Origin of the sequence: Pseudomonas sp. PS01297, assembly GCF_029959305.1 — a bacterium.
GTDB lineage: Bacteria > Pseudomonadota > Gammaproteobacteria > Pseudomonadales > Pseudomonadaceae > Aquipseudomonas > Aquipseudomonas helleri.
In genome coordinates this window covers 12,990-37,596 of the sequence record NZ_JASCPQ010000006.1, presented here as the reverse complement: position 1 = coordinate 37,596, position 24,607 = coordinate 12,990, and the positions used below count along the sequence as shown (strand labels likewise).

Annotated in this window: 23 protein-coding genes and 1 pseudogene; 13 read left to right on the top strand and 11 right to left on the bottom strand. The window is 59.0% G+C overall.

Annotation, left to right across the window (positions count from 1 at the left end):
* The first annotated feature begins 235 nt into the window (after positions 1-235).
* From QMX84_RS03855 to QMX84_RS03835, 5 genes are all read left to right on the top strand, one after another.
* Entirely contained in the window at positions 236-1,081 is an 846-nt protein-coding gene (locus QMX84_RS03855) for an ABC transporter substrate-binding protein (RefSeq protein ID WP_282363210.1), read from the top strand.
* 83 nt (positions 1,082-1,164) lie between these two features.
* Complete coding sequence (locus QMX84_RS03850; protein ID WP_123749407.1) at positions 1,165-2,673, top strand: amino acid ABC transporter permease/ATP-binding protein; 1,509 nt, start codon at positions 1,165-1,167, stop codon at positions 2,671-2,673.
* Positions 2,674-2,690: 17 nt separating this feature from the next.
* Positions 2,691-3,356 (top strand): GntR family transcriptional regulator, encoded by a 666-nt coding sequence (locus tag QMX84_RS03845; RefSeq protein ID WP_241486426.1) that lies wholly within the window; start codon positions 2,691-2,693, stop codon positions 3,354-3,356.
* Positions 3,357-3,370: 14 nt separating this feature from the next.
* Positions 3,371-4,222 (top strand): DUF1989 domain-containing protein, encoded by an 852-nt coding sequence (locus QMX84_RS03840; protein ID WP_262124468.1) that lies wholly within the window; start codon positions 3,371-3,373, stop codon positions 4,220-4,222.
* Positions 4,223-4,340: 118 nt separating this feature from the next.
* On the top strand, positions 4,341-4,919 hold the full coding sequence (locus QMX84_RS03835; protein ID WP_282363209.1) for a flavin reductase family protein: 579 nt from the start codon (positions 4,341-4,343) through the stop codon (positions 4,917-4,919).
* Between the two features lie 218 nt (positions 4,920-5,137).
* On the opposite strand, the gene QMX84_RS03830 is transcribed toward QMX84_RS03835, so the two are convergent.
* On the bottom strand, positions 5,138-5,623 hold the full coding sequence (locus QMX84_RS03830) for an ATP-binding protein (RefSeq protein ID WP_282363208.1): 486 nt from the start codon (positions 5,621-5,623) through the stop codon (positions 5,138-5,140).
* Between the two features lie 219 nt (positions 5,624-5,842).
* On the opposite strand from QMX84_RS03830, the pseudogene QMX84_RS03825 reads away from it, so the two are divergent.
* The 3 genes and pseudogenes from QMX84_RS03825 to QMX84_RS03815 all read left to right on the top strand — a co-directional run.
* Positions 5,843-6,193 (top strand): annotated as a pseudogene (locus QMX84_RS03825) (glyoxalase superfamily protein); the annotation flags it as partial.
* A gap of 111 nt (positions 6,194-6,304) precedes the next feature.
* On the top strand, positions 6,305-6,838 hold the full coding sequence (locus tag QMX84_RS03820) for an RNA polymerase sigma factor (protein ID WP_048372695.1): 534 nt from the start codon (positions 6,305-6,307) through the stop codon (positions 6,836-6,838).
* A complete protein-coding gene (locus tag QMX84_RS03815; protein ID WP_282363207.1) occupies positions 6,831-7,796 on the top strand; it encodes a FecR family protein in 966 nt (321 codons plus the stop codon). Before QMX84_RS03820 ends, QMX84_RS03815 begins: the two co-directional genes overlap by 8 nt.
* Positions 7,797-7,838: 42 nt before the next feature.
* Here QMX84_RS03815 and QMX84_RS03810 read toward each other — a convergent pair whose 3' ends face one another.
* Positions 7,839-8,876, bottom strand: coding sequence for an ABC transporter substrate-binding protein (locus QMX84_RS03810; protein WP_282363206.1), 1,038 nt, complete (start codon positions 8,874-8,876; stop codon positions 7,839-7,841).
* A 291-nt stretch (positions 8,877-9,167) separates the two neighbouring features.
* Here QMX84_RS03810 and QMX84_RS03805 point away from each other — a divergent pair, with 291 nt between their 5' ends.
* Entirely contained in the window at positions 9,168-11,609 is a 2,442-nt protein-coding gene (locus QMX84_RS03805) for a TonB-dependent siderophore receptor (RefSeq protein ID WP_282363205.1), read from the top strand.
* Between the two features lie 78 nt (positions 11,610-11,687).
* Here the strand turns inward: QMX84_RS03805 and QMX84_RS03800 are convergent, their stop codons facing one another.
* A complete protein-coding gene (locus QMX84_RS03800; RefSeq protein WP_282363204.1) occupies positions 11,688-12,821 on the bottom strand; it encodes an NAD(P)/FAD-dependent oxidoreductase in 1,134 nt (377 codons plus the stop codon).
* A 62-nt stretch (positions 12,822-12,883) separates the two neighbouring features.
* On the opposite strand from QMX84_RS03800, the gene QMX84_RS03795 reads away from it, so the two are divergent.
* The gene (locus QMX84_RS03795) at positions 12,884-13,345 is read left to right on the top strand and encodes a MarR family transcriptional regulator (protein ID WP_262124460.1); all 462 of its coding nucleotides are present in this window, start codon (positions 12,884-12,886) and stop codon (positions 13,343-13,345) included.
* 155 nt (positions 13,346-13,500) lie between these two features.
* On the opposite strand, the gene QMX84_RS03790 is transcribed toward QMX84_RS03795, so the two are convergent.
* Entirely contained in the window at positions 13,501-14,991 is a 1,491-nt protein-coding gene (locus tag QMX84_RS03790; protein WP_282363203.1) for an MFS transporter, read from the bottom strand.
* A gap of 171 nt (positions 14,992-15,162) precedes the next feature.
* On the opposite strand from QMX84_RS03790, the gene QMX84_RS03785 reads away from it, so the two are divergent.
* Positions 15,163-16,011, top strand: a complete 849-nt coding sequence (locus tag QMX84_RS03785; RefSeq protein WP_282363202.1) for a LysR substrate-binding domain-containing protein — start codon at positions 15,163-15,165, stop codon at positions 16,009-16,011.
* 24 nt (positions 16,012-16,035) lie between these two features.
* Here the strand turns inward: QMX84_RS03785 and QMX84_RS03780 are convergent, their stop codons facing one another.
* From QMX84_RS03780 to QMX84_RS03750, 7 genes are all read right to left on the bottom strand, one after another.
* Complete coding sequence (locus QMX84_RS03780) at positions 16,036-17,091, bottom strand: linear amide C-N hydrolase (RefSeq protein WP_153332026.1); 1,056 nt, start codon at positions 17,089-17,091, stop codon at positions 16,036-16,038.
* Positions 17,092-17,115: 24 nt separating this feature from the next.
* Complete coding sequence (locus QMX84_RS03775) at positions 17,116-17,919, bottom strand: hypothetical protein (RefSeq protein WP_315975367.1); 804 nt, start codon at positions 17,917-17,919, stop codon at positions 17,116-17,118.
* 831 nt (positions 17,920-18,750) lie between these two features.
* The gene (locus tag QMX84_RS03770) at positions 18,751-19,776 is read right to left on the bottom strand and encodes a GlxA family transcriptional regulator (RefSeq protein WP_282363201.1); all 1,026 of its coding nucleotides are present in this window, start codon (positions 19,774-19,776) and stop codon (positions 18,751-18,753) included.
* 123 nt (positions 19,777-19,899) lie between these two features.
* Positions 19,900-20,571 (bottom strand): methionine ABC transporter permease, encoded by a 672-nt coding sequence (locus tag QMX84_RS03765; RefSeq protein WP_048389456.1) that lies wholly within the window; start codon positions 20,569-20,571, stop codon positions 19,900-19,902.
* Complete coding sequence (locus QMX84_RS03760; protein ID WP_282363200.1) at positions 20,568-21,548, bottom strand: methionine ABC transporter ATP-binding protein; 981 nt, start codon at positions 21,546-21,548, stop codon at positions 20,568-20,570. The genes QMX84_RS03765 and QMX84_RS03760 overlap by 4 nt, the downstream gene beginning before the upstream one ends.
* Positions 21,545-22,360 carry a MetQ/NlpA family ABC transporter substrate-binding protein gene (locus tag QMX84_RS03755; protein ID WP_153336260.1) on the bottom strand — a complete coding sequence of 272 codons (816 nt, stop codon included), beginning with the start codon at positions 22,358-22,360 and terminating at the stop codon, positions 21,545-21,547. Before QMX84_RS03755 ends, QMX84_RS03760 begins: the two co-directional genes overlap by 4 nt.
* A gap of 28 nt (positions 22,361-22,388) precedes the next feature.
* On the bottom strand, positions 22,389-23,426 hold the full coding sequence (locus tag QMX84_RS03750) for an isopenicillin N synthase family oxygenase (protein WP_282363199.1): 1,038 nt from the start codon (positions 23,424-23,426) through the stop codon (positions 22,389-22,391).
* 316 nt (positions 23,427-23,742) lie between these two features.
* Here QMX84_RS03750 and QMX84_RS03745 point away from each other — a divergent pair, with 316 nt between their 5' ends.
* Both QMX84_RS03745 and QMX84_RS03740 read left to right on the top strand, forming a co-directional pair.
* Positions 23,743-23,904 carry a hypothetical protein gene (locus QMX84_RS03745; protein ID WP_282363198.1) on the top strand — a complete coding sequence of 54 codons (162 nt, stop codon included), beginning with the start codon at positions 23,743-23,745 and terminating at the stop codon, positions 23,902-23,904.
* A 5-nt stretch (positions 23,905-23,909) separates the two neighbouring features.
* On the top strand, positions 23,910-24,548 hold the full coding sequence (locus QMX84_RS03740; RefSeq protein WP_282363197.1) for an XRE family transcriptional regulator: 639 nt from the start codon (positions 23,910-23,912) through the stop codon (positions 24,546-24,548).
* The last annotated feature ends 59 nt before the right edge of the window (positions 24,549-24,607 follow it).

Sequence of the window (24,607 nt, the reverse complement as noted above, 5' to 3'; positions counted from 1 at the left end):
CGCGAGGCAAGCTCGCTCCTACACATAAAAACCCACACCCCGCCCCAAAACGTGGCGCCCGGTAACAAATCGCACCGCTTAAGCGCACCTTCTCTCCTCAAAAAATCATTTATCTGACTCTAAAGCGCTCTTTCGCACGCCATAAATAATAGTTGGCACGAAATACGCTTACTCACAAATAACAGATTGTTGAACAATCATTGCCGCACTGCTGTCACCCACCGAGGATACGAAGATGCGTAAAGGTCTGATGAGCACTACCACCAAGCACACTCTGGCGCTGACAGTCGCCCTTGCGTGTTTAGCGCCGCTGGTATCGGCGGCAGAGGTCAAAGGCACGCTCAAACAAGGGGAGCTGTCGGTCGGCTCCGACCTGACCTACCCGCCCTACACCTACCTGGATCAAAAACAACCCGCTGGCTTCGACCCGGAGTTCATCCAGTTGCTCGGCCAGCAATTGGGGCTGAAGCCGCGCTTTCTCGATACTCGCTTCGCCAACCTGATTCTCGGGGTCAACGCCCAGCGCTTCGACGTGGTGGCCTCGGCGCTTTACGTCACCCCGGAGCGCGCCAAGCAGGTCGACTTTGTCAGCTACCTGAAAACCGGCTCATCGTTGATGGTGCTCAGCGGCAGCGACTTCAAGCCTCAGCAGCCCCAGGACTTGTGCGGCAAGCGCGTTGGCTCGATCAAAGGCGCCTCGTGGGTACCCAAGCTGAATCAGGTTTCCGCCGAGTACTGCCTGCCCAATGGCAAGCCAGCGATTGAGTCCCGCGAGTTCCCGACCTCGCCTGAAGCCACCCAGGCCCTGCTGTCGCGCGGGGTCGATGTGCAAATGGAAGACCCGGCCGTGGCCAAGATCACCGTCGAAAAACTTCAGGGCAAAACCGTTATCAGTTCCAACGAACTGATTTACCCGGTGGTCATCGGCCTGGCCGTGCGCAAGGGCAACCAGCCGCTGCTGGAAGAACTGACCGAAGCCCTCGCGCAAATCAAGCAGAACGGCAGTTACGGCCAACTGCTCGCCCGCTACAACCTGGCTGAACCCACGGCTCAGGAAATCAGCACGGCATTGGGCAACTGAAACACCCCGTGAGGCGTAACCGGTAGCGGATTCCCCGGTGCTTCCCTACCGGCGCAACGATCACAGACATTCGGAGCAAGCACATGCAATTCGATTGGCACTACACCCTGGGCCTGTTGTGGAACGGTGACTTCTGGCGGGCCGTCGCGACGGTGGTTGAACTGAGCCTGGAAACCTGGGTGCTGGGGATCATCTTCGGCTTCTTTCTGGCCCTGGCCAGACAGTCGCAACGCCGCTGGCTACGCAATGCCGCAGGCCTCTATATCTGGTTCTTTCGCAGCCTGCCGCTGCTGGTCCTGCTGATTTTTGTCTACAACCTGCCGCAGGTGTTTCCGTCCACCAGCGTGGTGTTGTCCAACCCCTACAGCGCCGGGCTTATCGCGCTGGTGCTCAGTGAAGCGGCGTATATCGCCGAGATTCACCGTGGCGGGCTGCTGGCCGTGGTCAAAGGGCAACTGGAGGCCGGCAAGGCGCTGGGCGTCGGCTATAAAGGCATTCAACGCCTGATTGTGGTGCCCCAAGCCTTGCGTGTCGCGCTGCCCACCCTGGCCAATGAATACATCACGATCGTCAAACTGACCTCGCTGGTGTCGGTGATTTCGCTGTCAGAAATCCTTCTGGTAGGCCAACAGCTTTACACCCAGAACTTCCTCGTGATGGAGACCATGCTGGCCGTGGCGTTCTATTACGTGCTCATCGTCACGGTGTTCAGCCGCCTGCTGCACCTGCTGGAAAACCATCTGGACGTAACCCGCCGCAAACCCAAAACCATCGCCCCGGCTGAACTGGGCCAAGTGGTTACCCGGCGTAACAGCGATCAAGCTGCGCCCGGCGAATTTGCCCTGCAAGCGCAAAGCGTGCGCAAGTCGTATGGCGAGCTGGAAGTGCTCAAAGGCGTGGACTTGAATGTGCGCTGGGGCGAAGTGGTGTCGATCATCGGCCCTTCCGGCTCGGGCAAGACCACGCTGATCCGCACCATGAATGGCCTCGAGAGCCTCGATCATGGCCAGATCACCCTGCAAGGCCAGCCATTTCTGCGCGGCACGCAAGACCCCGAAGGCCCGCTCAGCCACAAAGTGCACATGCAAAACATCGTGCATGTGGGCATGGTCTTCCAGGGCTTCAACCTGTTTGCCCACAAGACCGTGCTGGAGAACGTGATGCTCGCCCCGGTCTATCACGCCCACGGCGCGGGTGAAGAACTGCGCCTGCTGAGCCTGGCCCTGTTGAAAAAGGTCGGCATGCTCGATCACGCCGGCAAATACCCGCATCAACTGTCTGGCGGCCAGCAACAGCGGGTGGCCATCGCCCGGGCATTGGCCATGCGCCCTTCGGTGATGCTGTTTGACGAACCCACCTCGGCCCTCGACCCGGAACTGGTCGGCGACGTGCTGGCGGTCATCGAAGAGCTGGCGCGAGAAGGCATGACCATGGTCATCGTCACCCACGAAATGAACTTCGCCTTCAAGCTTTCGGACCGCGTGGTGTTTATGGAGGGCGGTCAGATCATTCAAGACGCGGCGCCGCGCGAGATGCTCGAACAACGCAGCGAACGCATGACCAAGTTCCTCAAAGACGTACAGCTTGCATGAGCCCAAGGAGTCTCAGCGTGAATCAACCCAAGGAAAAAAGCCTGTCCCTGTCGGACCAGGTCGCCATCGAATTGCGTGAAGACATCATTGGCGGGCGCCTGCTGCCGGGCATGCCGCTGACAGAAAGCGAACTGGTGAATGCCTACAACGCCTCGCGCAACACCGTGCGCGAGGCCCTGCACCAACTGGGCCGTGAAGGCCTGACCAGCTACGTACGCAACAAAGGCGTGATGGTACGGCGCATGGGCATCGACGACGTGCGCGACATTTTCAATGTGCGCCGCACCCTCGAATTACAGGCCATTGCCGCCAGCAAACCGCTGCGCGAGTACCAGTCCGACCTGATGCTCGAAGCCATCGAAGCCGCGCAACTGGCCCAGGACCGGGAAAACTGGCAAGCCTTCGGCACCCACAGCTTGCGCTTTCACCAACACATCGTCGGCTTGCTGCGCAGCCCGCTGTTCGATGAGTTTTTCACCCAGGTCGCGGCGCAAATGCGCCTGGTGTTTTCCAGTGCCCCCAGTGAAGAAAACTTTCAGAAACCCTGGCTCGAACGGGACCGGCAGATCCACGACCTGCTCGCCGAAGGCAACAAAAAAGCCGCCGAGGAAGCCATGAGCAGCTACCTCAATGATTCCGAAACCGTGCTGTTGGACATTCTGGCCAGCACGCCCAAACCCTGAGAAGAGGACCCACTATGTACAAGGACTATCCAGCGGCCTACCAAGTCAGCAAAGGTGCCGCGCTACAAGTCGACAAGCCTTTCTATGACCGCGTGCGTGAATCTGCCGGCAAACGCACCCTGATCGAACAGTTCGAAGTGCCGATCCGTACCGGCCGTGCCTGGAAAGTACCGGCTGGCCATGTGTTTCGCGTGACCACGCCGATAGGCCCGCAAGTCGGCGACTTCAACATCTGGAACGCCAACGACCCGCGTGAGCGCATGTGGGCCGCCCGCACTCGCCAACTTCAGGGCGCGCACGTCACTACTTATGACCGCCTGTGGTCGAACCTGCCATTTTTGCGGCCTTTGGTAACCATCACCGACGACAGCCTGGCCGATTACGGCATTGATGAACACGGCGGCCGCCTGCACGACTTGCTCGGCACCCGCTGCGACCCTTACGTCAACAAGATGCTCACCGGCGAAGACTTTCATCATCACTGCCACTCAAACCTGACCCGCGCAGTCCTGCCCCACGGCCTGACCGAGTTCGACGTGCATGACGTGCTGAACATCTTCCAGTGCACCGGCCTGAACCACGACGACATGTACTTTATGAAGGCATGCCCGGCCAAACAGGGTGATTACCTGGAGTTTTTCGCCGAAATTGACGTGCTGTGCGCCCTGTCGACCTGCCCTGGCGGCGACCTGTCATTGCCCATGTGGGGCCCGGACGCAGAAGACCCGCTCAAGGTCTGCCGCCCGTTGGGCGTAGAAATCTACAAGCTCGACGAGTCGCTGCTCGAAGGCTGGAAGCAACCCGAGCGCGCCGCCTATAACGGCAATCACGGCTTGCTGATTGCCAAGGCGGAGTGGGAAAAGTAATACCGCTGCAACCGTGCACGTGTAACCCGCAGCGGCGCTGTCAACGCCGGCCCGCTGACGGGTTTGCACAAATCAGTCATTATCTGCTCCCTACCCGGCCCTCTTTTCAGGAGCAAGAATGGACAAGCACATTGCCGCCGTCCCGCTGGACAAAGCCTATCGACTGATCAACCACGGGCCGACCATTCTGGTGTCGGCGCGCCATGCTGGCGTGCAAAACGTCATGGCGGCCTCCTGGGCCTGTGCGCTGGATTTTGCCCCGCCCAAGCTCACCGTGGTGCTGGACAAGAGCGTAAAAACCCGCGAACTGGTGGAGCACAGCGGCTTGTTCGTGATTCAGGTGCCGACCGTGGCGCAAATTGAACTCACCAGCAAAGTCGGCAGTTTGAGCCTCAACACCGACCCGAACAAACTCAGCGACAGCGGTGTTGAACTGTTTGCTATTGAAGGGCATGACCAGCCGTTCGTAGCCGGGTGTTCGGCATGGCTGGCCTGCAAATTGATACCCGAACCGCACAACCAGACGGCCTACGATCTGTTTATAGGTGAAGTGATCGGTGCCTGGGCAGACACCCGCGTCTTCAGCGACGGCCATTGGCACTTCGAAACCGCCGACCCGGCCTGGCGCAGCCTGCACTACATTGCCGGTGGCCATTACTACGCAACCGGCGAAGCGCTGGATATTGACGAGGCCTGACCCTCGCTACGGGTTGTACGCGATCCAACTGTAGGAGCGAGCTTGTCTCGCGATCTTTTAACTTTGGCTCTTTTTACGGCCGATGCTCGACCGATCGCAGCCTTCGTCCCTCGTCAGCGACTACAGGTGCACGCAATAAAAGCGTAGGAGTTGCCGAAGGCTGCGATCTTTTACGTTTTAAGATCAAAAGATCGCGAGACAAGCTCGCTCCTACAGATTTATTGCGTCTCGCAGACTATGGTCAATCCTTCTAGCTCATCCGGGGCCTTAAAGTACCGGGTGATCAAGTCGAACTCTGCATCGGTGGCGGCAAACTCATGCTCGCCTTTGGCGTTGCGCGCGCGCAATCGGGCGCGACAGGTATCGTCATCGACGTCCAAGTAATGCAGACAATGCGCAACCTGTGCCTGATCAGCCAAGGCCCGCAGCCATTGGCGGTCGGCGACGGTGTTGGCCGGAAAATCCAGCACCACGTTGACACCGGAACCCAGCAATTCGATCACCAAGGGCTGCAACACGTCACGCAGGCGCCGGGCGCAGCGCAGGTAATCGGTTACCGAGCGAATCTCCTCAGGGTAAAGCGCCGCCAGCCAGCGATCTTCGCTAATCAAAATCGCCGTATGCTCTTCGACCAACGCCTTTGCCAGGGTCGATTTGCCCGAAGCGATCTTGCCGCACATCAAATGCAGAACGGGGGTGGTCATAAGCAGCCTTCCTGAAGGTGAGCCAAAGATCATGCCCAACCGGTATCGGGCCAGCAAGCAATGCCCAGCCGAAACACGCAACTTTCACCTTTGCGCCCGCTTGGTTATGCTCGGCGCTGGCTGATGCTGCCCGCCCTTTTGTCTCTCTTGAGCATCAAGGCTTGGCAGCGCGAGCATCCAGACATGTCGGTGACAGGAGGCAGCATGTTTTCAATCGAATTTGAAAAACCCATTCCCATCTTGCGAATGTTTGACGAGGCCAAGGCGCGGGAGTTTTATCTCGAGTTTCTGGGCTTTGACGTGGAGTTCGAGCATCGCTTCGAACCTGGCATGCCGTTGTACCTGGGCATCAGCCGTAACGGGCTTGAACTGCATTTGTCGGAACATCACGGCGATGCCAGCCCGGGTTCGACGCTGTTTGTCCCGATGCACAATATCGAGCTGTTTCACGCTGAGTTAACAGCTAAACACTATGGTTATGCGCGCCCGCAAATCGTTCAACAGGACTGGGGCCAAGTGCTGGAAGTGCACGACCCTTTCGGCAACCGCATACGGTTCTGTCAACGCTGATCGGCCCACCCGCGAGGGCTGATAAAAAATTATGTGGAAATGATACTGGTTCTCATTAGAATGCTCCCCGAGCACGCTGGATTTGCGTGGGAATGGCGGGAGCGGTTCAGCATGAGTACAGAGGACAGTCAGCAAAAACTGAGCGAGCTTTTCATCAACCAGCGGGTTTCGCTGGTGCGGATGCTCTCGCGGGTGGTGGGCTGCGCCAGCCTGGCAGAAGACCTGGCGCAGGAAACCTATGTAAAAGTGGCTAATGCGCTGAAAACCCGGCCAGTGGAGTTTCTGCACCCTTTTTTGTATCAGACTGCCCGCTACCTGGCCTTCGATCACCTGCGCAGCTTACGCAGCAAAAGGCGCTTCGAATGCCAGGTCAGCGATGAGCGCCATTTGACCGAAATCGCTACCACCGCCCCCGGCCCGGACAGTCAGCTGCAAGGCCAGCAGTCCCTGAAGCAGTTTCAGGCTGCCCTCAAGACCTTGCCCAAGCGCCAGCAACAGATTCTGGTGCTGAGCCGATTACAGGACCTGTCCAAAGGAGAAATCGCCCAGCGCCTGGATGTTTCGATCAGTACGGTTGAAAAAGATTTGCGTACTGCGCTTAATGCCTGCGCCAAAGCCATCCAGAAGCAAGCCGCCCATGACTGACTCACCCACCGCCCCTGTTGTGCCCAGCGAGCACGTGCAACGTCAGGCAACCGACTGGTTCGCCCAGCGCGAAGAAATGGCCCGGCAACCCGCCTTGCGTCAACGCTTTGAACAATGGCGTACGGCAAACCCCGAACACAGCGCCGCCTACCAGACCCTGGAAAACCTGTGGCAAAGCCATGCGTTCGAGCAGGCGCTGCGCAGCCTTGACCTGGATCTCGACCTGCCCGCCGCCCCGCCCCACAAGCCGCGCAAGGCGTGGGCGTTTGCCACTGCTGCGATGCTGCTGCTCATGCTCACCAGCGCCTGGTTGTCAGACCTGCCGATGCACCTGCGCGCCGATCAAATGACTGCCGTGGCAGAGGTCAGACACCTCACCCTGGGCGATGGCTCGCAGATTGTGCTGGGCAGCAACAGCGCCATCAGCACCGACATCAACGCCGATCACCGGCGCATCCGCTTATTGCGGGGTGAGTTTTTTATCGAAGCCTTCCATGATCCATCGCGCCCGCTGGAAATCGACGCCGCCGACGCCCGCGTCACCGTGGTCGGCACCCAATTCAGCGTGGCCCTCCAGGGCGAGGACGTTACCGTCGCAGTGCGTGAAGGCAAGGTGCGCTTTACCGACAAGGCCGGTGAGCAAAGCCTGTTGCAGGCCGGCAATTGGCAACAGTTCGAAAACGGTCACCTGCAAGACCTCAACAGCGACGGCGCTGAACGGCAAATGGCCTGGGTGCAAGGCCGACTGTCATTTCAGGACCAGCCACTGGCGCAGGTGCTGAACACCCTCGGGCGTTACTACCCGCAGCCCATCCTGTTGTTCAACGAAACGGCGGCCAAACACCGTGTCAGCGGCAATTACCAACTGAACAACCCCGTGGCAATCGTTGAGGCGCTGAATAAAGTCACTTCAACCCGACTGACGCGTTTGCCCGGTGGCGTGCTGGTGATTCATTAAGACAACCGCCATGGCACACCCACCATGGCGGAGTCATTCAGGTTAGCGCGAGGCCCAGGCGTTGAAACGCTGTTCCAGTTGCTCGCCGTGATCGGCCCAGAACAGCGCATCCACCGGAATCTGCTGCGCCAGGTTGGCAGGCGCGGTGGGCAGTTCGGCGATCCGGGCCTTGTCGAGCAGGTCCATGGCGCGCATGTTGGCGGCGCCGTAGTCGATGTTTTCGGCGAAGTTTTTCTGCTGCTCAGGCTCTAACGTAAAAGCGATGAACTCGCGGGTCTTGTCTTGATGCTTGGCGCCTTTGGGGATAGCCCAGGAATCGAACTCGTAGAGCCCGCCGTTCCAGACCAGGTCCAGGTCATACTTTTTCTTTTGCTCGGCCGAGAGCCGTCCGTTGTAGACGGAACTCATCACTACGTCCCCGGCAGCCAAAAACTGCGGCGGCTGGGCACCAGCCTCCCACCATTGAATGTGCGGTTTAATCTGGTCCAGTTTGGCAAAGGCACGGTCCTGACCGGCCTTGGTCGCCAAGGTGGTGTAGACGTCGGCAGGCGCAACGCCGTCAGCGATCAAGGCAAACTCCAGGGTCGATTTAGCCAGCTTGCGCAGGCCACGTTTGCCCGGAAATTTCTCGACATCCCAGAAGTCCTGCCAGCCGGTAGGCGCCTCTTTCAGCTTCTTGGTGTTGTAGGCCAGTACCGTCGAGTAGACGAGAAAGCCGATGCCGCACGGCTGGATGGCGCCCGGCACGAAGTCTTTGGGATCGAGGCCGATTTGCGCCGGATCGAGGGTTTCAAACATGCCCTCGTCGCAGCCGCGGGCCAGTTCGGCAGACTCCACCTCCACGGTGTTCCAGGACACACTGCCGGTGTCGACCATGGCTTTGACCTTGGCCATTTCCCCGTTGTATTCACCGGAAATCACCTTGCTGCCATCGGCCTTTTGCCAAGGCTTGTAGAAGGCTTTTACCTGGGCGTCCTTGTTGGCGCCGCCAAACGAAACGATGGTGAGGTCGGCCGCGAGGCCGTGGCTGGCAGTGACGATCCCCGTTGCCAGAACTGCGAATTTCAGAGCTTTGATCATTATTGTTATCTCCTACTGTTCAAGGGTGATTGCACATCACTCGAATGGGTCTTGCTCTCCTGTTGCGGGCTGAATGAACGTCGTAAGGTGGCACGGTGCTATTGAGGGTAAAAGTCTGCTTTCCTGATGCTTGGATCGGTTTTGGCTAAACAATCGCAGGCTTCCACGCAGTTCATTGCAGGCAGAAGCGGGCCCCGCGCAAAAAATTTTCAAAAAGTTTTACGGCTTTCGTGAGCTCAACCCGTCAAGGTGTTTGTTATTGCAAATACTTCCTATTCACTCGGGGCTCGCATGTACTTTCCTACCCTCAACACCACCTATGCACGCAGCGCATTGGCGCTCGCTGTTTTCCTCGCATACAGCAACGTTCAGGCCGTCGAGCCCGCAACCACCTCCGTCAGCAATACAGCGCTGGACACCCACAGTTTCGCGATTGCCCGCCAGCCGCTGGCCAACGCGCTGGACCAACTGAGCACCCAGAGCGGGCTGCAAATCGCCTACTCCGCAGACATGGCCCAAGGTATTACCTCGCCGGACGTCAACGGCACCATGACCACCCGCCAGGCCTTGACTCAACTGCTGACCGGCAGCGGCCTTGAAGCTCAGTCGAGTGGCGAAAATGCCGTGGTGCTGGCGCCGGTGCCGCAAACCGGTTCGGCACTGGAACTGGGCGCGACAGCGGTCACCAGCAACCTGTTGGGTACCGTGACCGAAGGCTCGGGTTCCTACACGCCAGGCACCATCGCCACCGCCACCCGGTTGGTGCTGACACCGCGTGAAACACCGCAAACGGTCACCGTTGTGACCCGTCAGCACATGGACGACTTCGGCCTCAACAACGTCGACGACGTGATGCGCCACACCCCCGGCATCACCGTGTCGGCCTATGACAGTGACCGCAGCAACTACTACGCACGCGGGTTCTCGATCAGCAACTTCCAGTACGACGGCATCCCGTCGGCCACCACCAACGTCGGCTATTCGGCAGGCAATACCTTGAGCGACACGGCCATTTATGACCGTATTGAAGTGATCAAGGGCTCGACCGGCCTGCTCACCGGGGCCGGTTCGTTGGGCGCGGTGATCAACCTGGTGCGCAAAAAACCTACCTCCGAGTTCAAAGGCCATGCCACGCTCGGCGCAGGCTCGTGGGACGACTACCGCAGCGAAGTGGACGTAAGCGGCCCCCTGACCGAAACCGGTAACGTGCGTGGCCGCGCAGTAGCGGCCTATCAGGCCAAAAACTCGTACCAGGACCACTACTCGCGCAAAACCTCAGTGTTCTACGGGATTCTCGAATTTGACCTGACGCCCGACACACTACTGACTGTGGGCGGCGACTATCAGGACAACAAACCCATGGGGTCGAGCTGGTCCGGCAGCTACCCGCTGATCAATTCCAAGGGCGACCTCAACAGCGTCAAACGCTCATTCAACAACGGCACCGACTGGAGCAACTGGAAGCAATACACCCGCACCGTGTTCGCCACGCTTGAGCATGACTTGGGCGAAGGCTGGGTGACCAAGCTGCAACTGGACCACAAGCTCAATGGCTACGATGCGCAAATGGGCTCGATCCAGGGTGACTACCCGTATGAAGACGGCACCACCCCGATCAACGCCCAACGCTACGTTGGCAACACGCGCAGCAACTCGGCCGATCTGTATGTGAGCGGCCCCTTCCAGCTGTTTGGTCGCGAACATGAAATGGTCCTTGGCGGCTCGATCAGCTCAGCCCACTGGAAGGGTCAAGGCTACTGGAACCCCATCTACCAGGGCACCAACCTGGTGGACTTCAACAACTGGGACGGCCACGCAGAAAAACCGGCCTGGGGGCCTGTTGGCCAATACACCGACGACGTGATTCGCCAGACCGGCACCTACATGACCACCCGCTTCAACGTCACTGATGACTTGAAAGTGCTGGTCGGTGGCCGCGTGGTGGACTACCACATGACCGGCAACACGCCGTCGTACCGTGAATCCGGGCGCTTCATTCCCTATGTCGGGGCCATTTACGACCTGAATGACACCTACTCCGTGTACGCCAGCTACACCGATATTTTCATTCCGCAGGAAAACTACAACCGCGACCGAAATGATCGCCTGATTGATCCGGACAAAGGCGAGAACTACGAAGTGGGTCTCAAGGCCGAGTTCCTTGAGGGCCGACTGAACGCTAGCCTGGCTTACTTCGAGATCAAAGAAAGCAACCGTTCAGTACCCGATGATGCCTACAACAACCTCAAGCCGACCCCTTCCAACTATGCGTTCGTCGGCACCAAAGCCCGGACCAAAGGCTTTGAATTTGAACTCTCGGGCGAGTTGAGCCCTGGCTGGCAGGTACAAGGCGGCTACACCCACAAGATCGTGCGCGACGATAACGGCGAGAAAATCTCCACCTTCGAACCGCAGGACCAGTTCAAGGTGTACACCAGCTACAAACTGCAAGGCCAACTGGACAAATTCACCGTGGGTGGCGGTGCACGCTGGCAGAACACCGCGTGGCAAAACATCTGGAACTCACCGCACGGCCAGTACGAGAAGTTTGAACAGCCCAACTACTGGGTGGTTGACCTGATGACCCGTTACCAGATCAGCAAAAACCTCTCGGCTACGGTTAACGTCAACAACCTGTTCGACAAATACTACTTCACCAACATCGGCTTCTATAACTCGGCGGTGTACGGCGAACCGCGTAACTTCATGGTGACCACGCGCTGGGATTTCTGATGCAGAGAAAAAATCGCAGCCGTCGTTCCTCGGCAGCTCCTACGTTCGATGTAGGAGCTGCCGCAGGCTGCGATATTTTTAACGTTGTTTAAAGTGCTCCAGCGAAAGTTCCAGCCCCACATGAGATAACGCGGTGGCGACGGCCTCGGCAGCGTGGGTCGCCGGCTCGATTACCCGCTCAAACATTGCGGTTTCAGCCGCCCTTACCGCTTCGCGCCAGTCATCGCTACTCAGCAAATGGCGCGCAAGCTCGGCCGCATCAAGCATCGCCGCATTCACCCCTTCCCCACCAAATGGCGACATCACGTGCGCTGCATCTCCGATCAGGGTGAGTCCGTTTCGGTTGGGCCAATGATGCCCCACGGGCAGCGCATACAATGGCCGTGCAACCAGCAGGTCGTTACTGGCGCGGATCAAATCAGTAAACACCGGCGCCCACCCGCTGAACTCCTGCTCAAGCCGGGCGCGTGCTGTTGCCGGTGAGCTGAATGCAAAGGTCGCATCGGCCCAGCCTGCCGGCACCCGAAACATCGCATAACCGCGCAAATGCGCATGGGCATTGCGCTGCACAATCAACCCGCGACCGTCGCCTTGCACATCCATTTTGCCGGGCCCCACCAGCGCGGATAACGCCGGGTAGCGGCTGTCAGCCGAATCGATGCCAAACTCAACCAGCGTCAACCCCGTATAGGCCGGCTGATAACGTGACAGCAACGGCCGCACCCGCGACCATGTGCCATCTGCGCCCACCACCAAATCAAAAGGCCCGACAGTTTCGCCCTCGAACACCAGCTCCCATGTACCGTCTTCAAGGGGCTGCACGCGCTGCAAGACCTTGCCCCACTGAACAGAGGGTCCAGCCAGTGATTGCAGGAGCATCTCGCGCAGCGCCGTCCGGTCAACTTCCGGGCGCTCGCCCTGCGCTGCGGTGTCATCCGTGGCGTAAATCAAACGCCCGGTCTTGTCATACAGGCGATCGCCCTGGTCCTCATAACGGGCAATACCCATGAACGCTTCGGACAACCCCGCGCACTCGATGGCGTGCTGCCCGGAACCGACATGCAGGTCGAGCGTGCCGCCCTGCGGTCGCTCATGGGCATGCGCCTCACGCTCAAACACCGTCGCCTGCACACCGTGCTGCTGGAGGATCCGCGCCAGGGTCAAACCGCCAGGACCGGCGCCAATAATGGCAATGCGAAGTAATTGAGTCATGGACACGGCGCCTCATTCAATTTATATAGGCACCTATATAACACGCTCGAGTGGCCATTTACATGAACACACTAGATTGGGATTTGTTCGCCAAGCCGGCTCCGCTGATCAACATGGCAGCGCGCAACTTTGCCCGTTTGGGCGAGCGGCGCCTCAAAAGTCTGGGGCTCAATGTTGCTCAGGTCCCGGTGCTCTACCTGCTGCGCAATGGCGATGCGCTGTCACAGAAAAGCCTCGCCCAATTGACCCGGGTCGAACAGCCGTCCATGGCGCAAACCCTGGTCAGAATGGAACGTGAAGGCCTGATCCAGCGCACCCCGGCCCCGGATGACCGCAGGAGCCAACTGATTTCATTAACCGGCGCCGCACTGGCAAAACTGCCCGCTGCCCGCGAAGCGCTGGATGCGGGCAGCAGCCGCGCCCTGGAAGGTTTTAGCGACGCAGAGGCGGCAACACTGTTGGCTTTACTGCGTCGCCTCAACCAGAACCTGGACCGCATGGTGATTGAAGAAGCGCTGCTCTAACGCCGGGCACTGGCGGTGCGAAACACCCAGCAACTGGCCACCATCAACAACCATGCCCACGCGCCGCAGTTCTCTGTAGCCGCTGACGAGGCACGAAGGCTGCGATGCGGGCCGCAGGACCGCCGCTTGGGGGCGCCTCGCACCCCATCGCAGCCTCATGCTTCGACAGCGACTACAGTACGGTCTCGAAACACCCAGTAACTGGCCGCCATCAAAAACCATGCCGCCATCGCGCCATACACCATCACCCAGCCAAAGCCGTGGGCCAACGCCGCGCCCTGCCCCACACCATTGACGCTACCCGCCGAAATGGTCTGCGCCAGCACGCGCATTTGCTCCTCGTCAACCAGGCCGGTCACGCTGTCACGCAACGAAGACAGCGTGCCTTGCACGAGGATAAAACCCATCAACGCGATGTTCACCGCGAGGCTGATCATGCGCGCGCTGATGTCGATGCCCGAGGCCATGCCTGAACGCTCACTGGGTACAGAACCGGTGGTGGTATTGGTCACCGGGGTGTTGGTCAGGCCAAGCCCGGTCCCGGCCAACACGCAACCGGCCAGCATGGTCAGCCAACTGGCCTGCTCGACGCTGCTGCCCCATTTCATCAACAAAAAGCCCAGGCCGATGGTGAACAAACCCACGGGGATCACCCTTTCGGCGCGGTAGCGCAGCGCCAGGCGTTCGCCAAGGGGCGGCACCACCAGCGTCGGCAAGGTATACGCCAGCAGGGCCAAGCCGGTCCCCACGCTGCTGTAGCCCAGGCTGTTTTGAAAGTACAACGGCAGGTAGATCATAAAAGGCCAAAAACTGAAGTTCATCGCCGCGGCGCCGATCAGCGCGCCAGAAAAACGCCGAATGCGCAAAACTGAGAAGTCGAACATCGCATCGCTGCCACGGCGCTGCGACCCTACAAACACAGCAAAACTCAGCACGGCCGCGAGCAAGCTGAACAGGGCCTCGCGGGTGCCAAACCCGGTGACCGCGCATTGGGTCAAAAACCACGAAAGCCCCAGCACCGCCAATGACAGCGAGGTAATGCCCAGCACATCCAGACGCCGACGTTGCGGGTCTTTGGACTCGTCGACCCCGGCAATCACCAGCAGCAGCGCCAGCACGGCAATCGGCGCATGCACCAGAAACACCCATTCCCAACTCGACACGGCGACAATGCCCGCGCCAATGATCGGACCAAAGCCCAGGCCAATGCCGAAAACAATGCCCCAGGCGCTGAAGGCTTTACCCCGTGCAGCTGCTGACTGAAATCTGTGGGAGAGCACCGCCACCTGGCAGATCAACATCGCCCCTGCCGCCATGCCTTGCAGAAAACGGCTGGCAATCAGCACGTCATTGTCGGGTGCCAGGCCGCAGCTCAACGAGGTGATGCCGAACAGTACCAGGCTGATCATAAACACACGTTTACGCCCGTAACGATCCGACAGTGTACCGATGGCCATCAGCACCATGGTGCAGGCGATGGTGTAGGCATTCATGATCCACTGCAGATCGCTGAAATTACTGTGCAGCTCTGCCTCAAGGGTAGGCAGGATGGCCGGTACGCTGGATATTTCGAGGCCAAACATCAGGGCTGCAATGCACACGGCAGCCAGGGTAAAAGCATCTTTTTGTGCGGGGGAGAACAGCATGGCGATCTTCCAGATCAAAGGGATAGGTGCTGGCAAAGGCTCCATAAGGTATTGCTGCCAGCATCACCCGAGGTGTCTTCAGGCGACCGCGCGCATTCTGCGAGCAATTAAAAAATGACAAAAATGATTTAATTTCGTAGGTTTTATTAACTTTCATCATGAGTGGGCCAAATGGACTTCGACCCGGCGCTGTTGCGCGCCTTTATCGCAATCAAAGAAACCGGCAGCTTCACCCGAGCCGCAGAGCGGATGCACATCAGCCAATCGGCCATAAGCCATCAGATCCGGCGTCTCGAAGAACAGGCCGCCACCAAACTGCTGAGCCGCACCACCCGCAGTTTGACGCTGACCGAAGATGGCGAGGATTTTCTGCGCCACGCCGAGTGCATCCTCAAGGCCCAGGACGCGTTGATCCGCCGTTTTGCCACATCATCGGTGTCAGGTGCCGTACGCTTTGGCCTGCCCGAAAACTTTATCGGTGACGGCTTGCCGCCATTGCTGACACGCTTTACCCGGCAATTCCCGGCCGTGCGCCTGGACGTCACGATTTGCCCTTACCTTGACCTGCGCGCGCAGGTCGACACCGACAAGCTCGATCTGGCCGTGGTGCTGGCATTGCCGGGCAGCCCGCCAGGTGGCACAGTTTTGCGTGAAACTCACTTTGTCTGGGCGGCAGCGCACGACTTCGAGTTCTCTGGGGAGAACCCGCTACCGCTGGCCTTTGCCCCCGTGCCTTGTGTGCATCGGCAAGTGGCCATCGACGCGCTGCAAGGCTCCAGCGTGCAATGGCGGGTGGCGTTCACCTCACCCAGCCAGCAAGGCTTGCGCGCAGCGGTACTGGCCGGGCTGGCCGTGACCGCTTTGCCCTTGGGTGATATGGAGCCCGGCATGCGCGTGATTGACGGCCACTACGGTCTGCCAGCGTTGCCCGAAGCGGACTTCCGGCTTATCTGGAGCACCACCACCAAAACCCCGGCGGCCTGCGCATTCGGGCAACTGCTGATCGGTGAATGTGAATGACAGGCCTCGCAGAAACAGCCTCTATCAAGCGCCTTCAAACTTGAACGGCGCTGCCACTTCAAAGCGCCCCGACACTTCGCCAGAGAAGATGTTGCTCTGATTCGGCCCCAGATCGAGCTTTTTGACCTTGCCGGTGGCCTGGGACAGATCCAGTTTTTTCAGGTCCACCCAGAATGTATTCGGGGTGACAGCCGACTCAAAAAAGTACAGCCCCTGCTTGTGGTCGATAACCGAGCGCCAACGGGTCGAGGAGATATTCGGCTCGCCGGGGGTGGTGATGCCGTAAGGCACCGACACGTTGCGGATCACGCTAAACACGCTGGCCAATGACAAACGCGCATCTTGATCCTTGGGCACCGCGTTCACGTAAAACGACGCACGCGCAAATCGGTCCGCAGACCGGTTGGTGCCGGGCAGCATGACCGTGCCGCCAATGGCTTGCCAGTAAGCGTTCATCGCCAACTGGGCCTCGAATGCCGGGGAGTTGGTCATCACCTGGTACTTGCGGCTGTGGTGAATCACTTGCTTGCCGTCGATGTATTCAATGATCGCGCTGTCGCCCGAGGCATCAGACATTGACAGGTGCAGCGTGGCCAGTCGGCTTTCACCCGGCACTTGCGCAGTTACTACATTGAATGGCTCGGTCTTGAGCACTTCAACGGCCTCGGCCACGGTGCTGAAGTTGTCCAGAACGTATTGCGCCCAAGCGGCAATGCTCAAGCCGGGTTTGTCTTTGTTGAACGGCGGGTACTCCGACTCCACCAGCCACAAGACGTTGGCCGCGAGGCCGGCTTCGTTGACGCCGTCGGTGGTGGAAATGTCGTAACCGCTGGCAATCAGGCTGCCGTACTTGGAAGTCCACTTGACGGACGAAGGCCCGACTTCACCCGTGCGCTGCATGCCCTTGGGAAACACCCACAGATTGGTCGCAACGTCGGTTTTCCAGTCCATGGAACGGGCCGTGATCACGCTGTGATCGTCGCCCAGGTACACCAGCCGGGTGCACGCCTGCGCCAATGGCAGTGATAAAACAAACCCTGATACCGCCAGTACCAGCGCTTTGAGAACAGGCTTTTTCATTCCGTTGATCCTTGCAAAAACAGATTAGAAACGCATGGACAAGCCCAACACCGGGCCGCGCTGAGTCACATCGTATTTAAAGGTGTTGCCGGTAAAATCCCGGCTTTTATATTCCTGCGCCAGCACCCGATAACCGACCCGCACAATCGTCGGGTTTTCGAACAGGTACAGGCGGTAGCCGAGGTAAGCCTGGGCGTTGTAGGTTTTTTTCGATGAGGTATCAAACCCGCCGGTGTCCGCCGCGCCAGACAGCGTCCAGCGATCAGTCAGGTCGGCCTGCATGCGCAGCCCTACAAACGGGTCGGTCCACTCGGATTTTTTCTTGGTGCTATAGCCCACCGGGTCGATCTCGACCTTGGTCGACAGCTTGGTCCAGCGCAGCCCCGCCGTGGGCTCGACCCGCCAGCTACGTGGCTCGCCAAACACGTTGTTGCCGCCTAAAGCGTATTCATACACCCGGTAATACACGCCCCCGGCCAGGGTGCTCTGGGTGATGTCCAGGCCGATTTTCTGGCCGTAGGCACGCTCAGACTGGCTGGTCTTGGCGTAGACCCCGTCCAGGTAAAAGCCCAGTTTGCGGTTGGTGACTTCCAGGTTGCCCATAAAGACCCGGTTGAGATTATTGAAAATCTCGCGAAAGCCGACATCCGCCTTGGCATCAACGCCGCCCAACGCCACTTGACCATTCATGGCCGGGGCCCAGACAAAGGGGCTGACCAACACCAGCCATTCATCTTTATCAGTACTGGATTTGCCTTGGGAATCGTCGGCATTTGCCGTCGCGTAAACGCCCATTAAAGGCCAGGCAATGCACATCATTCTGAACATCTGCTTAGCCGCAACTAGCCTCAGTGTCATCGCTTTCGTCTTCCTGACTGCAAGTTCTAAATTTCTGACCACTGTGTATAGCACAGCCATCCTGAACCGCTAATGCATGCCCGCGAAAACCTGGAGGAACCTCCGCCCCGTCTTCGATGCCGCGCTGTCGCGCAGCAAACGGGCCACCGATAATCGACAGCATCCCCCAATCGGTCCCTCTCCTTCGGGAGAGGCGTGATGAGGGGGCTCTCAGATCAAAAACCAGATCAAGATCAAAAGATCGCGTGTCAAGCTCGCTCCTACAGGGCCGTTTGATTAAAGCGGGCGCCCCGTCTTCTACGCCGCGCTGTCGCGCAGCAAACAGGCCACCGAGAATCTTCAGCATCCCCCAATCGGTTCCCTCTCCTGCGGGCGAGGGCTAGGGTGAGGGGGCTCTTGATTTTTTGTACATATCCATTGCTGCGGCAACGGCCACTTAGGGTTCCGGCCTTACGCCGCGTTACTTTGAAAAAGCGCAAAGTAACCAAACGCTTTTTTGCCCCACCACTCGGTGCCTCGCTGTGGCTCGGTATGCCCTCACCACAGGCCTTGCTCCGTGGGCCCGCCGCGATCGGCCATCCTTGGCCGTGTCGCGGCTAACCCGGCGTCCTGCCGGGTTACCCTCTGCGCAACACCTGCGTTCGGCCAGCGTGGTTTAACGGGGCCTCTCAGATCAAAAACCAGATCAAGATCAACAGATCGCGAGACAAGCTCGCTCCTACAGAGCCTTTAGAATCAATCACTTATTTCATGTATGTTAAGAACGGGCGCGTTCTGGATCTTTTGATCATCGCCCAGCCGCTATTTAACCAAGCGTTTTTCCTTGGACGGCCGATAGCCAAAGTAGGCGCTGTAGCATTTGCTGAAATGACTGGGCGAGACAAAACCGCACGCCACCAGCACATCAACCTGGGACAGCTCGGTGTGCTGCAACAAGCGGCGCGCTTCGGTAATGCGCAGCTCCATGTAATAGCGCTGTGGCGTGGTGCCCAGCTGTTCCTTGAACAACCGCTCAAGCTGGCGACGTGAGCGGCCCGCGTACACCGCCAACTGCTCCAGCTCCAGCGGCTCTTCAAGGTTGGCATCCATCAGTTTCAAGACTTCACGCAAAGGCGCGCTGACGCTGACTTTTTCCGTGGGTTTGATCCGTCGATAACGCGACTCTTCAAACGCCAGAATGTCCTCGACCCCTTCGACCAGCGCTTTGTCATGCAGGCTCTTGATCCACGCAAGGGCCATCTGAATCGCCCCCGAGGGGCTGGACGCCGTGAGCCGGTCGCGGTCAATCACAAATGGCTCACTGGTCACATGCGCCGTCTTGGACACTTCCGCCAACGCCGGACGATGCTCAGGGTGAATCGCACATCGATAGCCCTCCAGCAACCCCGCACTGCCGAGAAACCAGGCGCCATTCCACAACCCGGCCAAGGTAATGCCCTGGTGCGCAGCGGTTTTAAGCACGTGGGTAAACGCCTCATCGCTATTCAGTTCAGTGCGGTAGCCGCCGCACACCACCAGCACATCCAGCGCGTTGAGCTGCGCTGCCTCTAGCTGCGAATCAGGCCGGATCACCAGCCCCAGGTCACTGACCACCTCGCCTTGCGCCAGGCCGAAAGTCTGGGTGGCAAACAACCCTGGGCGCAACAAGTTGGCGGTGATCAGGGCATCCAGCGCCTGGGTAAACGCTGGCAGAGAAAAGTGCTCAAGCAGGACAAAACCCACGCGCACCGTTGGCCGGTCCAGCCCCGGGTTTTCGGTTAGATAGCGCAGGTTTTTGCCTTTCAGGCCGGCACTGAATTGACGACGCTCAATCACGATTCGATCCATCTGGTCAGGTTAACGAACAGCCGCATGTACCGGGCCGATCATACCTGCACAGGTATCGATTATCAGAACAATGCTGACTCCATCCGTGAAGGGTGAATGCCTGCGTTCACCAGGCCCCGCAGATCAACGCCGATGCGCCAACGAGCGCACCATCCGGTCGCCCAAGCTTTGCACGCTCTGCACCAGAACCACCAGCACGATGACGGTGACCACCATCACCTGGTTGTTGAAGCGTTGATAGCCGTAGCGAATGGCCAAATCGCCCAGCCCGCCGCCGCCAATAACCCCGGCCATGGATGAAAAGCCAATCAGCATGACCAGGGTCAAGGTCACGCCCGCCACTAACGCCGGCAAGGCTTCGGGCAGCAGCACTTTGAAGATCACGTCACGCAGATCACCGCCCATGGCGAGGATCGCTTCGATGCGGCCTTTGTCGACTTCGTCCAGGGCGTTTTCGACAATTCGCGCAAAGAACGGGAAGGCGCCAATGGTGATGGGCACCACCGCCGCCGTGCTGCCCAACGTGGTGCCGACAATAAGCCGGGTCAGCGGGATCAAGGCGATGAGCATGACCACGAACGGCAATGAACGCCCAAGGTTGACCAGCCCGCCCAGGCTTTTATGCAATTGCGGCATCGGATAAATGCCGCCACTGCGGCTGATAAACAGTAATACCCCCAAAGGCAGGCCGATCAGCAGGGTAAACAGCCCCGCCAGCAGCACCATGTACAGGGTTTCTCCGGTGGCATTGAACACCAGTTGCAGAATCTCGTTCCAATCGATGGTTCGGTTCATGTGCGTTCTACCCTGACGCCGCGCTGTTTAAGAAAGTCCACGACCTGGGTCAACTTCAGTTCGCTGCCCGGCTGACGCAAAGCCACACGCAAACGGCCTACGTTTTGCCCGCCTACGGACTCGACCCCTTGGGCCAGCAAGTCCACTGCTACGCCTTGCTGGCGAGTCAATTCGCTGAGCACTGGCGTGGCCAGCAGCGAGTCGAAAAAGCTCAGTTCCAGTACCTGCGCCTCACTGCCTAACGCGGTGCTGTAGCCCGGTAACAAGGAGCGACCGAGTGCAGAGTCGGGGTTGGCCAACAGCTGAGCAATCGGCCCCGCCTCGACCAGACGACCATTGGCCAGTGACGCGGCGTGGTCACAAATGGACTTGACCACGTCCAGCTCGTGGGTGATCAGAACGATGGTCAGCCCCAACCGACGATTGATATCGCGCAGCAGTTCGAGAATCGAAGCTGTGGTTTCCGGGTCGAGGGCGCTGGTTGCCTCGTCCGAAAGCAGGTAGGCAGGCCGCGCAGCCAAGGCCCGGGCGATGCCCACCCGCTGTTTCTGCCCGCCGGACAACTGCGACGGGAACGCCAGCGCCTTGTCGCTCAGGCCAACCAGATCCAACAATTCAAGCACCCGCGCCTGACGCTGCGCTTTACTGACCTTGGCAATTTCCAGAGGCACGGCGATGTTGTCAAAAACATTACGCGAGTGCAGCAGGTTGAAGCCCTGAAAGATCATGCCGATGCGTTGCCGTTGCAGGCGCAATTCACGATCTGACAACGCTGTCAGGTCTGCGCCGTCCAGCACAATACGCCCGGCACTGGGCCGTTCGAGCAGGTTGAGACAGCGCAGCAGCGTCGATTTACCCGCCCCGCTACGCCCAAGAATCCCGTAGATGGCACCGTCTGGAATGCTCAATGACACTTGATCCAGTGAAGGCGCCTGCCCCGGTATGTACGTCTTGCTCAACTGCTCGATGCTGATCATGGTTGGGCACCCACCTGGGTCACGGGCAACACCGAGCCGGTGTAGGAATCGGTAATAAACTTAGCCACCTCGGGCGACGTCAGGTCCTTGGCCAGGCGCTTGATGCGCGGGTCATCCAGCAACTTGGGGGTGGTCACCAGAATATTGGCGTAAGGGTTGTGCTCGACCTTTTCGAGCCCCAAGGCGTCCTTGGCCGGCACCAGCCCGGCTTCCAGCGCGTAGTTGCCATTGATCACCGCCAGATCAAGGTCGCCCAGCGCCCGTGGGATCTGCGCCGACTCCACTTCGAGGATTTTCAGTTGTTTGGGGTTTTCAGCGATGTCCTTGGGGGTTGCCTGCTCAGCGGCGGGGTCGTTGAAGCCAGGCTTGAGCTTGATCAGGCCGTTGTCTTGCAGCAGATATAAGGCACGGCTGAGGTTGGTCACGTTATTGGGCACGGCGACGGTGCCCTTGACCGGCACATCGGCGAAGCTTTTATGGCGTTGGGAATAAATGCCCAGCGGCTCGATATGCACGGTCGCGGCCACGGCAAATTTTTGCCCCAAAGCCTGTTCCTGCGACTTTAAATAGGGCAGGTGCTGGGTGTAGTTGGCATCGACATCACCGTGGGCCAGCAGCTCATTGGCGTTGATGCCGCTGGTGAGCTCGATCACCTTGATCTTCAGTTCCGGGTCGATCTTGCGCACGTATTCCAGAATCTGCGCATGGGGCACCGGGTCTGCCGCTATCCGCAGGGTTTCCAGCGCCAATGCATCGTAAGACGTCAGCAAGCCGCCGAGCACCGCCAGGGTCAATCCTGTTTGCTTGAACATGGTCAAAATCCTTGATCGGGTGAGGGACTCAAGCGCTCAGCGCGTCGGGAATCAGTGCATCGGCGTAATAACGCTGTGCGACATCGGGGTGCGAACGCAGGCGACCCTTGAGGTAGTTCCAGCCCACATCCCGAAACAACGGGTTGTCCGGATCGCTGGCAGGCCCGCGGGCCTCGCGCAACAGCGCCGCAGGCAATGGATACAGCGGCACCACGGCATCCAGTCGGGCACCCAGGAAGAACGCGATCGACAAACGCTCGCTGCCCTGGGCCGGTGACACCACACGGTGCACGGTGGCGCGCAGATAGCCATTAGTCGCCAGTTCGAGCAACTCGCCAATGTTCACCACCAGGGTGTTGGCGCGCGGCAGTGCGTCAATCCAGCGCCCCTCTTCAACCTCGACTTGCAAACCCGCCTGCTGGTCCTGCAACAGAAAACTCAGAAAACCTGAATCCTTGTGTGCCCCAACCCCCTGGTTGCTGGCATCTGCTGCCTGGCCCGGATAGCGAATCAACTTGATGTGCTCATTGGGTGTGTCGCCGTACAACTGATCAAAGGCGTGCTCAGGCAGCGACAGCGCCTGGGCAAACGCACGCAACAAACGCAAGGACATGGCGGTCATCGCCTGCTGCCATTCCAGCAGCAAGGGTTTCAGCTCGGGCAGCGCTTCGGGCCACTGGTTCGGGCCTTGCAGGCGTGCCCAGAACGGGCTGTTTGGCTCAGTGGGCAGCACCGCCCGTTCAGCGCCAAGGTCGAACTGCTCGCGCAGATCTGGCTTGCCACGGGTGATCTCGGAAGCGGCGCGGTTGTAGCCGCGAAAGTGGGGGGAGTTGATCATCCCGACGGCCGCTTTATCGGCGTCGGGCAAGGCGAAGAATTGCCGTGAATACTGTTGCACTTGGCTCAACAACTCGCTGTCGATGCCGTGCCCGGTCAAATAGAAAAAGCCAACGTCCCGTGCCGCGTTACGCAACTCCTCAAAAAAGCCCTGACGCTGCGCCACGGTGCCTTCAAGCAGCGACAAGTCGAGGACTGGCAAGGCGGTGATATCCCTTGTATGCGGCATGCTTCACTCCCATGTGAATCAATGAAGATCGCGGACGATGCAACTGCCCGGCGCTTCATTAAAGCTAAACGATCTTAAAAATCACCATCCAATACCTTTTTAGAATTAGCTTAAGTAAAAACTCATCTTGTCTTGCGATCTTTTAAAAGATCAAAAGATCGCGAGGCAAGCTCGCTCCTACAGAGGTTTTTTGCCTGAACAGGGTGGACACGCTAAGTCCAAAATCGAATTAACAAATGAAAATTCAGTATTTATAGAAATAAGAACTACGGATTACTGTGGGTCCACTGAGTTGCCACTGCCCAAGGATCTGACCATGTCCGTATCTGCCAATGTCATTGATTTCGCCCTTTACCGAAAACGCCGTCAGGCACGTGCGGCGGCTGAGCTGATGTGGACTGCGTACGCAGCACGAGCCGGGATCACCGTGTTCTTTGCCCCGCCGGTAAGTTCGTCCAGCGATACCCGCCGGGCGTAACGTGGATGAATTACCTGCACACCGTTCCCGATCTGCCCGAACTCCCTCCCCCCGCCAAAGACTGTAATACCGGCGACGATGACGCCATTGGCCAATGCGTCGCCCTCAACCTGCAACGCCTGCGCAGCAAACGCTATTTGTCCCTGGATGCACTGGCCCGCGCCAGCGGCGTGAGTCGGGCGATGCTGGCGCAGATTGAGTCCGGGCGCAGCGTGCCGTCGATCAAGGTGCTGTGCAAAATCGCCAAGGGGCTGAAAGTCTCGGTGGCCGCGTTTCTGGAAAATCGCGCGTTTGAAGGGGTTGAGTTGCTGCCGGCGCAACAGAGCAAGCGACTGGTCAGCGCCAGTGGTGCGTTCACCAGCCGGGCGTTGTTCCCCTACGACAGGGCGCGCCAGTCCGAGTTTTACGAGATTCGCCTCAAGCCGTTAGGCGAAGAAGTGTCCGAGGGCCATGGCCCCGGCATTCAGGAGAACCTGGTGGTGGCCCAGGGGGTGGTGGAAGTCAGCGTTAACGAAGAACGTTATTTACTCTCGACCGGGGACTCGATCCTGTTCTATGCCGACCAGCCCCACCGCTATCGCAACCCGGCGGACAGCGAGGCCGTGGCGTTTTTGGTGATCACCTACCCCGAACGCCTGGACTAAATTCTGTAGCCGCTGCCGCAGGCTGCGATACGGGCCGAAGGACCGTCAAGCGGGCCGCA

Bases quoted from the DNA above. Each gene is read 5' to 3' on its own strand.
- QMX84_RS03745 (WP_282363198.1), top strand. From the start codon at position 23,743: ATGTCCGTATCTGCCAATGTCATTGATTTCGCCCTTTACCGAAAACGC.
- QMX84_RS03775 (WP_315975367.1), bottom strand. From the start codon at position 17,919: ATGTTCAGAATGATGTGCATTGCCTGGCCTTTAATGGGCGTTTACGCG.
- QMX84_RS03790 (WP_282363203.1), bottom strand. From the start codon at position 14,991: ATGCTGTTCTCCCCCGCACAAAAAGATGCTTTTACCCTGGCTGCCGTG.
- QMX84_RS03820 (WP_048372695.1), top strand. From the start codon at position 6,305: ATGAGTACAGAGGACAGTCAGCAAAAACTGAGCGAGCTTTTCATCAAC.
- QMX84_RS03855 (WP_282363210.1), top strand. From the start codon at position 236: ATGCGTAAAGGTCTGATGAGCACTACCACCAAGCACACTCTGGCGCTG.
- QMX84_RS03740 (WP_282363197.1), top strand. From the start codon at position 23,910: ATGAATTACCTGCACACCGTTCCCGATCTGCCCGAACTCCCTCCCCCC.
- QMX84_RS03805 (WP_282363205.1), top strand. From the start codon at position 9,168: ATGTACTTTCCTACCCTCAACACCACCTATGCACGCAGCGCATTGGCG.
- QMX84_RS03800 (WP_282363204.1), bottom strand. From the start codon at position 12,821: ATGACTCAATTACTTCGCATTGCCATTATTGGCGCCGGTCCTGGCGGT.
- QMX84_RS03770 (WP_282363201.1), bottom strand. From the start codon at position 19,776: ATGGATCGAATCGTGATTGAGCGTCGTCAATTCAGTGCCGGCCTGAAA.
- QMX84_RS03750 (WP_282363199.1), bottom strand. From the start codon at position 23,426: ATGCCGCATACAAGGGATATCACCGCCTTGCCAGTCCTCGACTTGTCG.
- QMX84_RS03830 (WP_282363208.1), bottom strand. From the start codon at position 5,623: ATGACCACCCCCGTTCTGCATTTGATGTGCGGCAAGATCGCTTCGGGC.
- QMX84_RS03785 (WP_282363202.1), top strand. From the start codon at position 15,163: ATGGACTTCGACCCGGCGCTGTTGCGCGCCTTTATCGCAATCAAAGAA.
- QMX84_RS03780 (WP_153332026.1), bottom strand. From the start codon at position 17,091: ATGAAAAAGCCTGTTCTCAAAGCGCTGGTACTGGCGGTATCAGGGTTT.
- QMX84_RS03835 (WP_282363209.1), top strand. From the start codon at position 4,341: ATGGACAAGCACATTGCCGCCGTCCCGCTGGACAAAGCCTATCGACTG.
- QMX84_RS03810 (WP_282363206.1), bottom strand. From the start codon at position 8,876: ATGATCAAAGCTCTGAAATTCGCAGTTCTGGCAACGGGGATCGTCACT.
- QMX84_RS03795 (WP_262124460.1), top strand. From the start codon at position 12,884: ATGAACACACTAGATTGGGATTTGTTCGCCAAGCCGGCTCCGCTGATC.
- QMX84_RS03850 (WP_123749407.1), top strand. From the start codon at position 1,165: ATGCAATTCGATTGGCACTACACCCTGGGCCTGTTGTGGAACGGTGAC.
- QMX84_RS03755 (WP_153336260.1), bottom strand. From the start codon at position 22,360: ATGTTCAAGCAAACAGGATTGACCCTGGCGGTGCTCGGCGGCTTGCTG.
- QMX84_RS03815 (WP_282363207.1), top strand. From the start codon at position 6,831: ATGACTGACTCACCCACCGCCCCTGTTGTGCCCAGCGAGCACGTGCAA.
- QMX84_RS03760 (WP_282363200.1), bottom strand. From the start codon at position 21,548: ATGATCAGCATCGAGCAGTTGAGCAAGACGTACATACCGGGGCAGGCG.
- QMX84_RS03840 (WP_262124468.1), top strand. From the start codon at position 3,371: ATGTACAAGGACTATCCAGCGGCCTACCAAGTCAGCAAAGGTGCCGCG.
- QMX84_RS03765 (WP_048389456.1), bottom strand. From the start codon at position 20,571: ATGAACCGAACCATCGATTGGAACGAGATTCTGCAACTGGTGTTCAAT.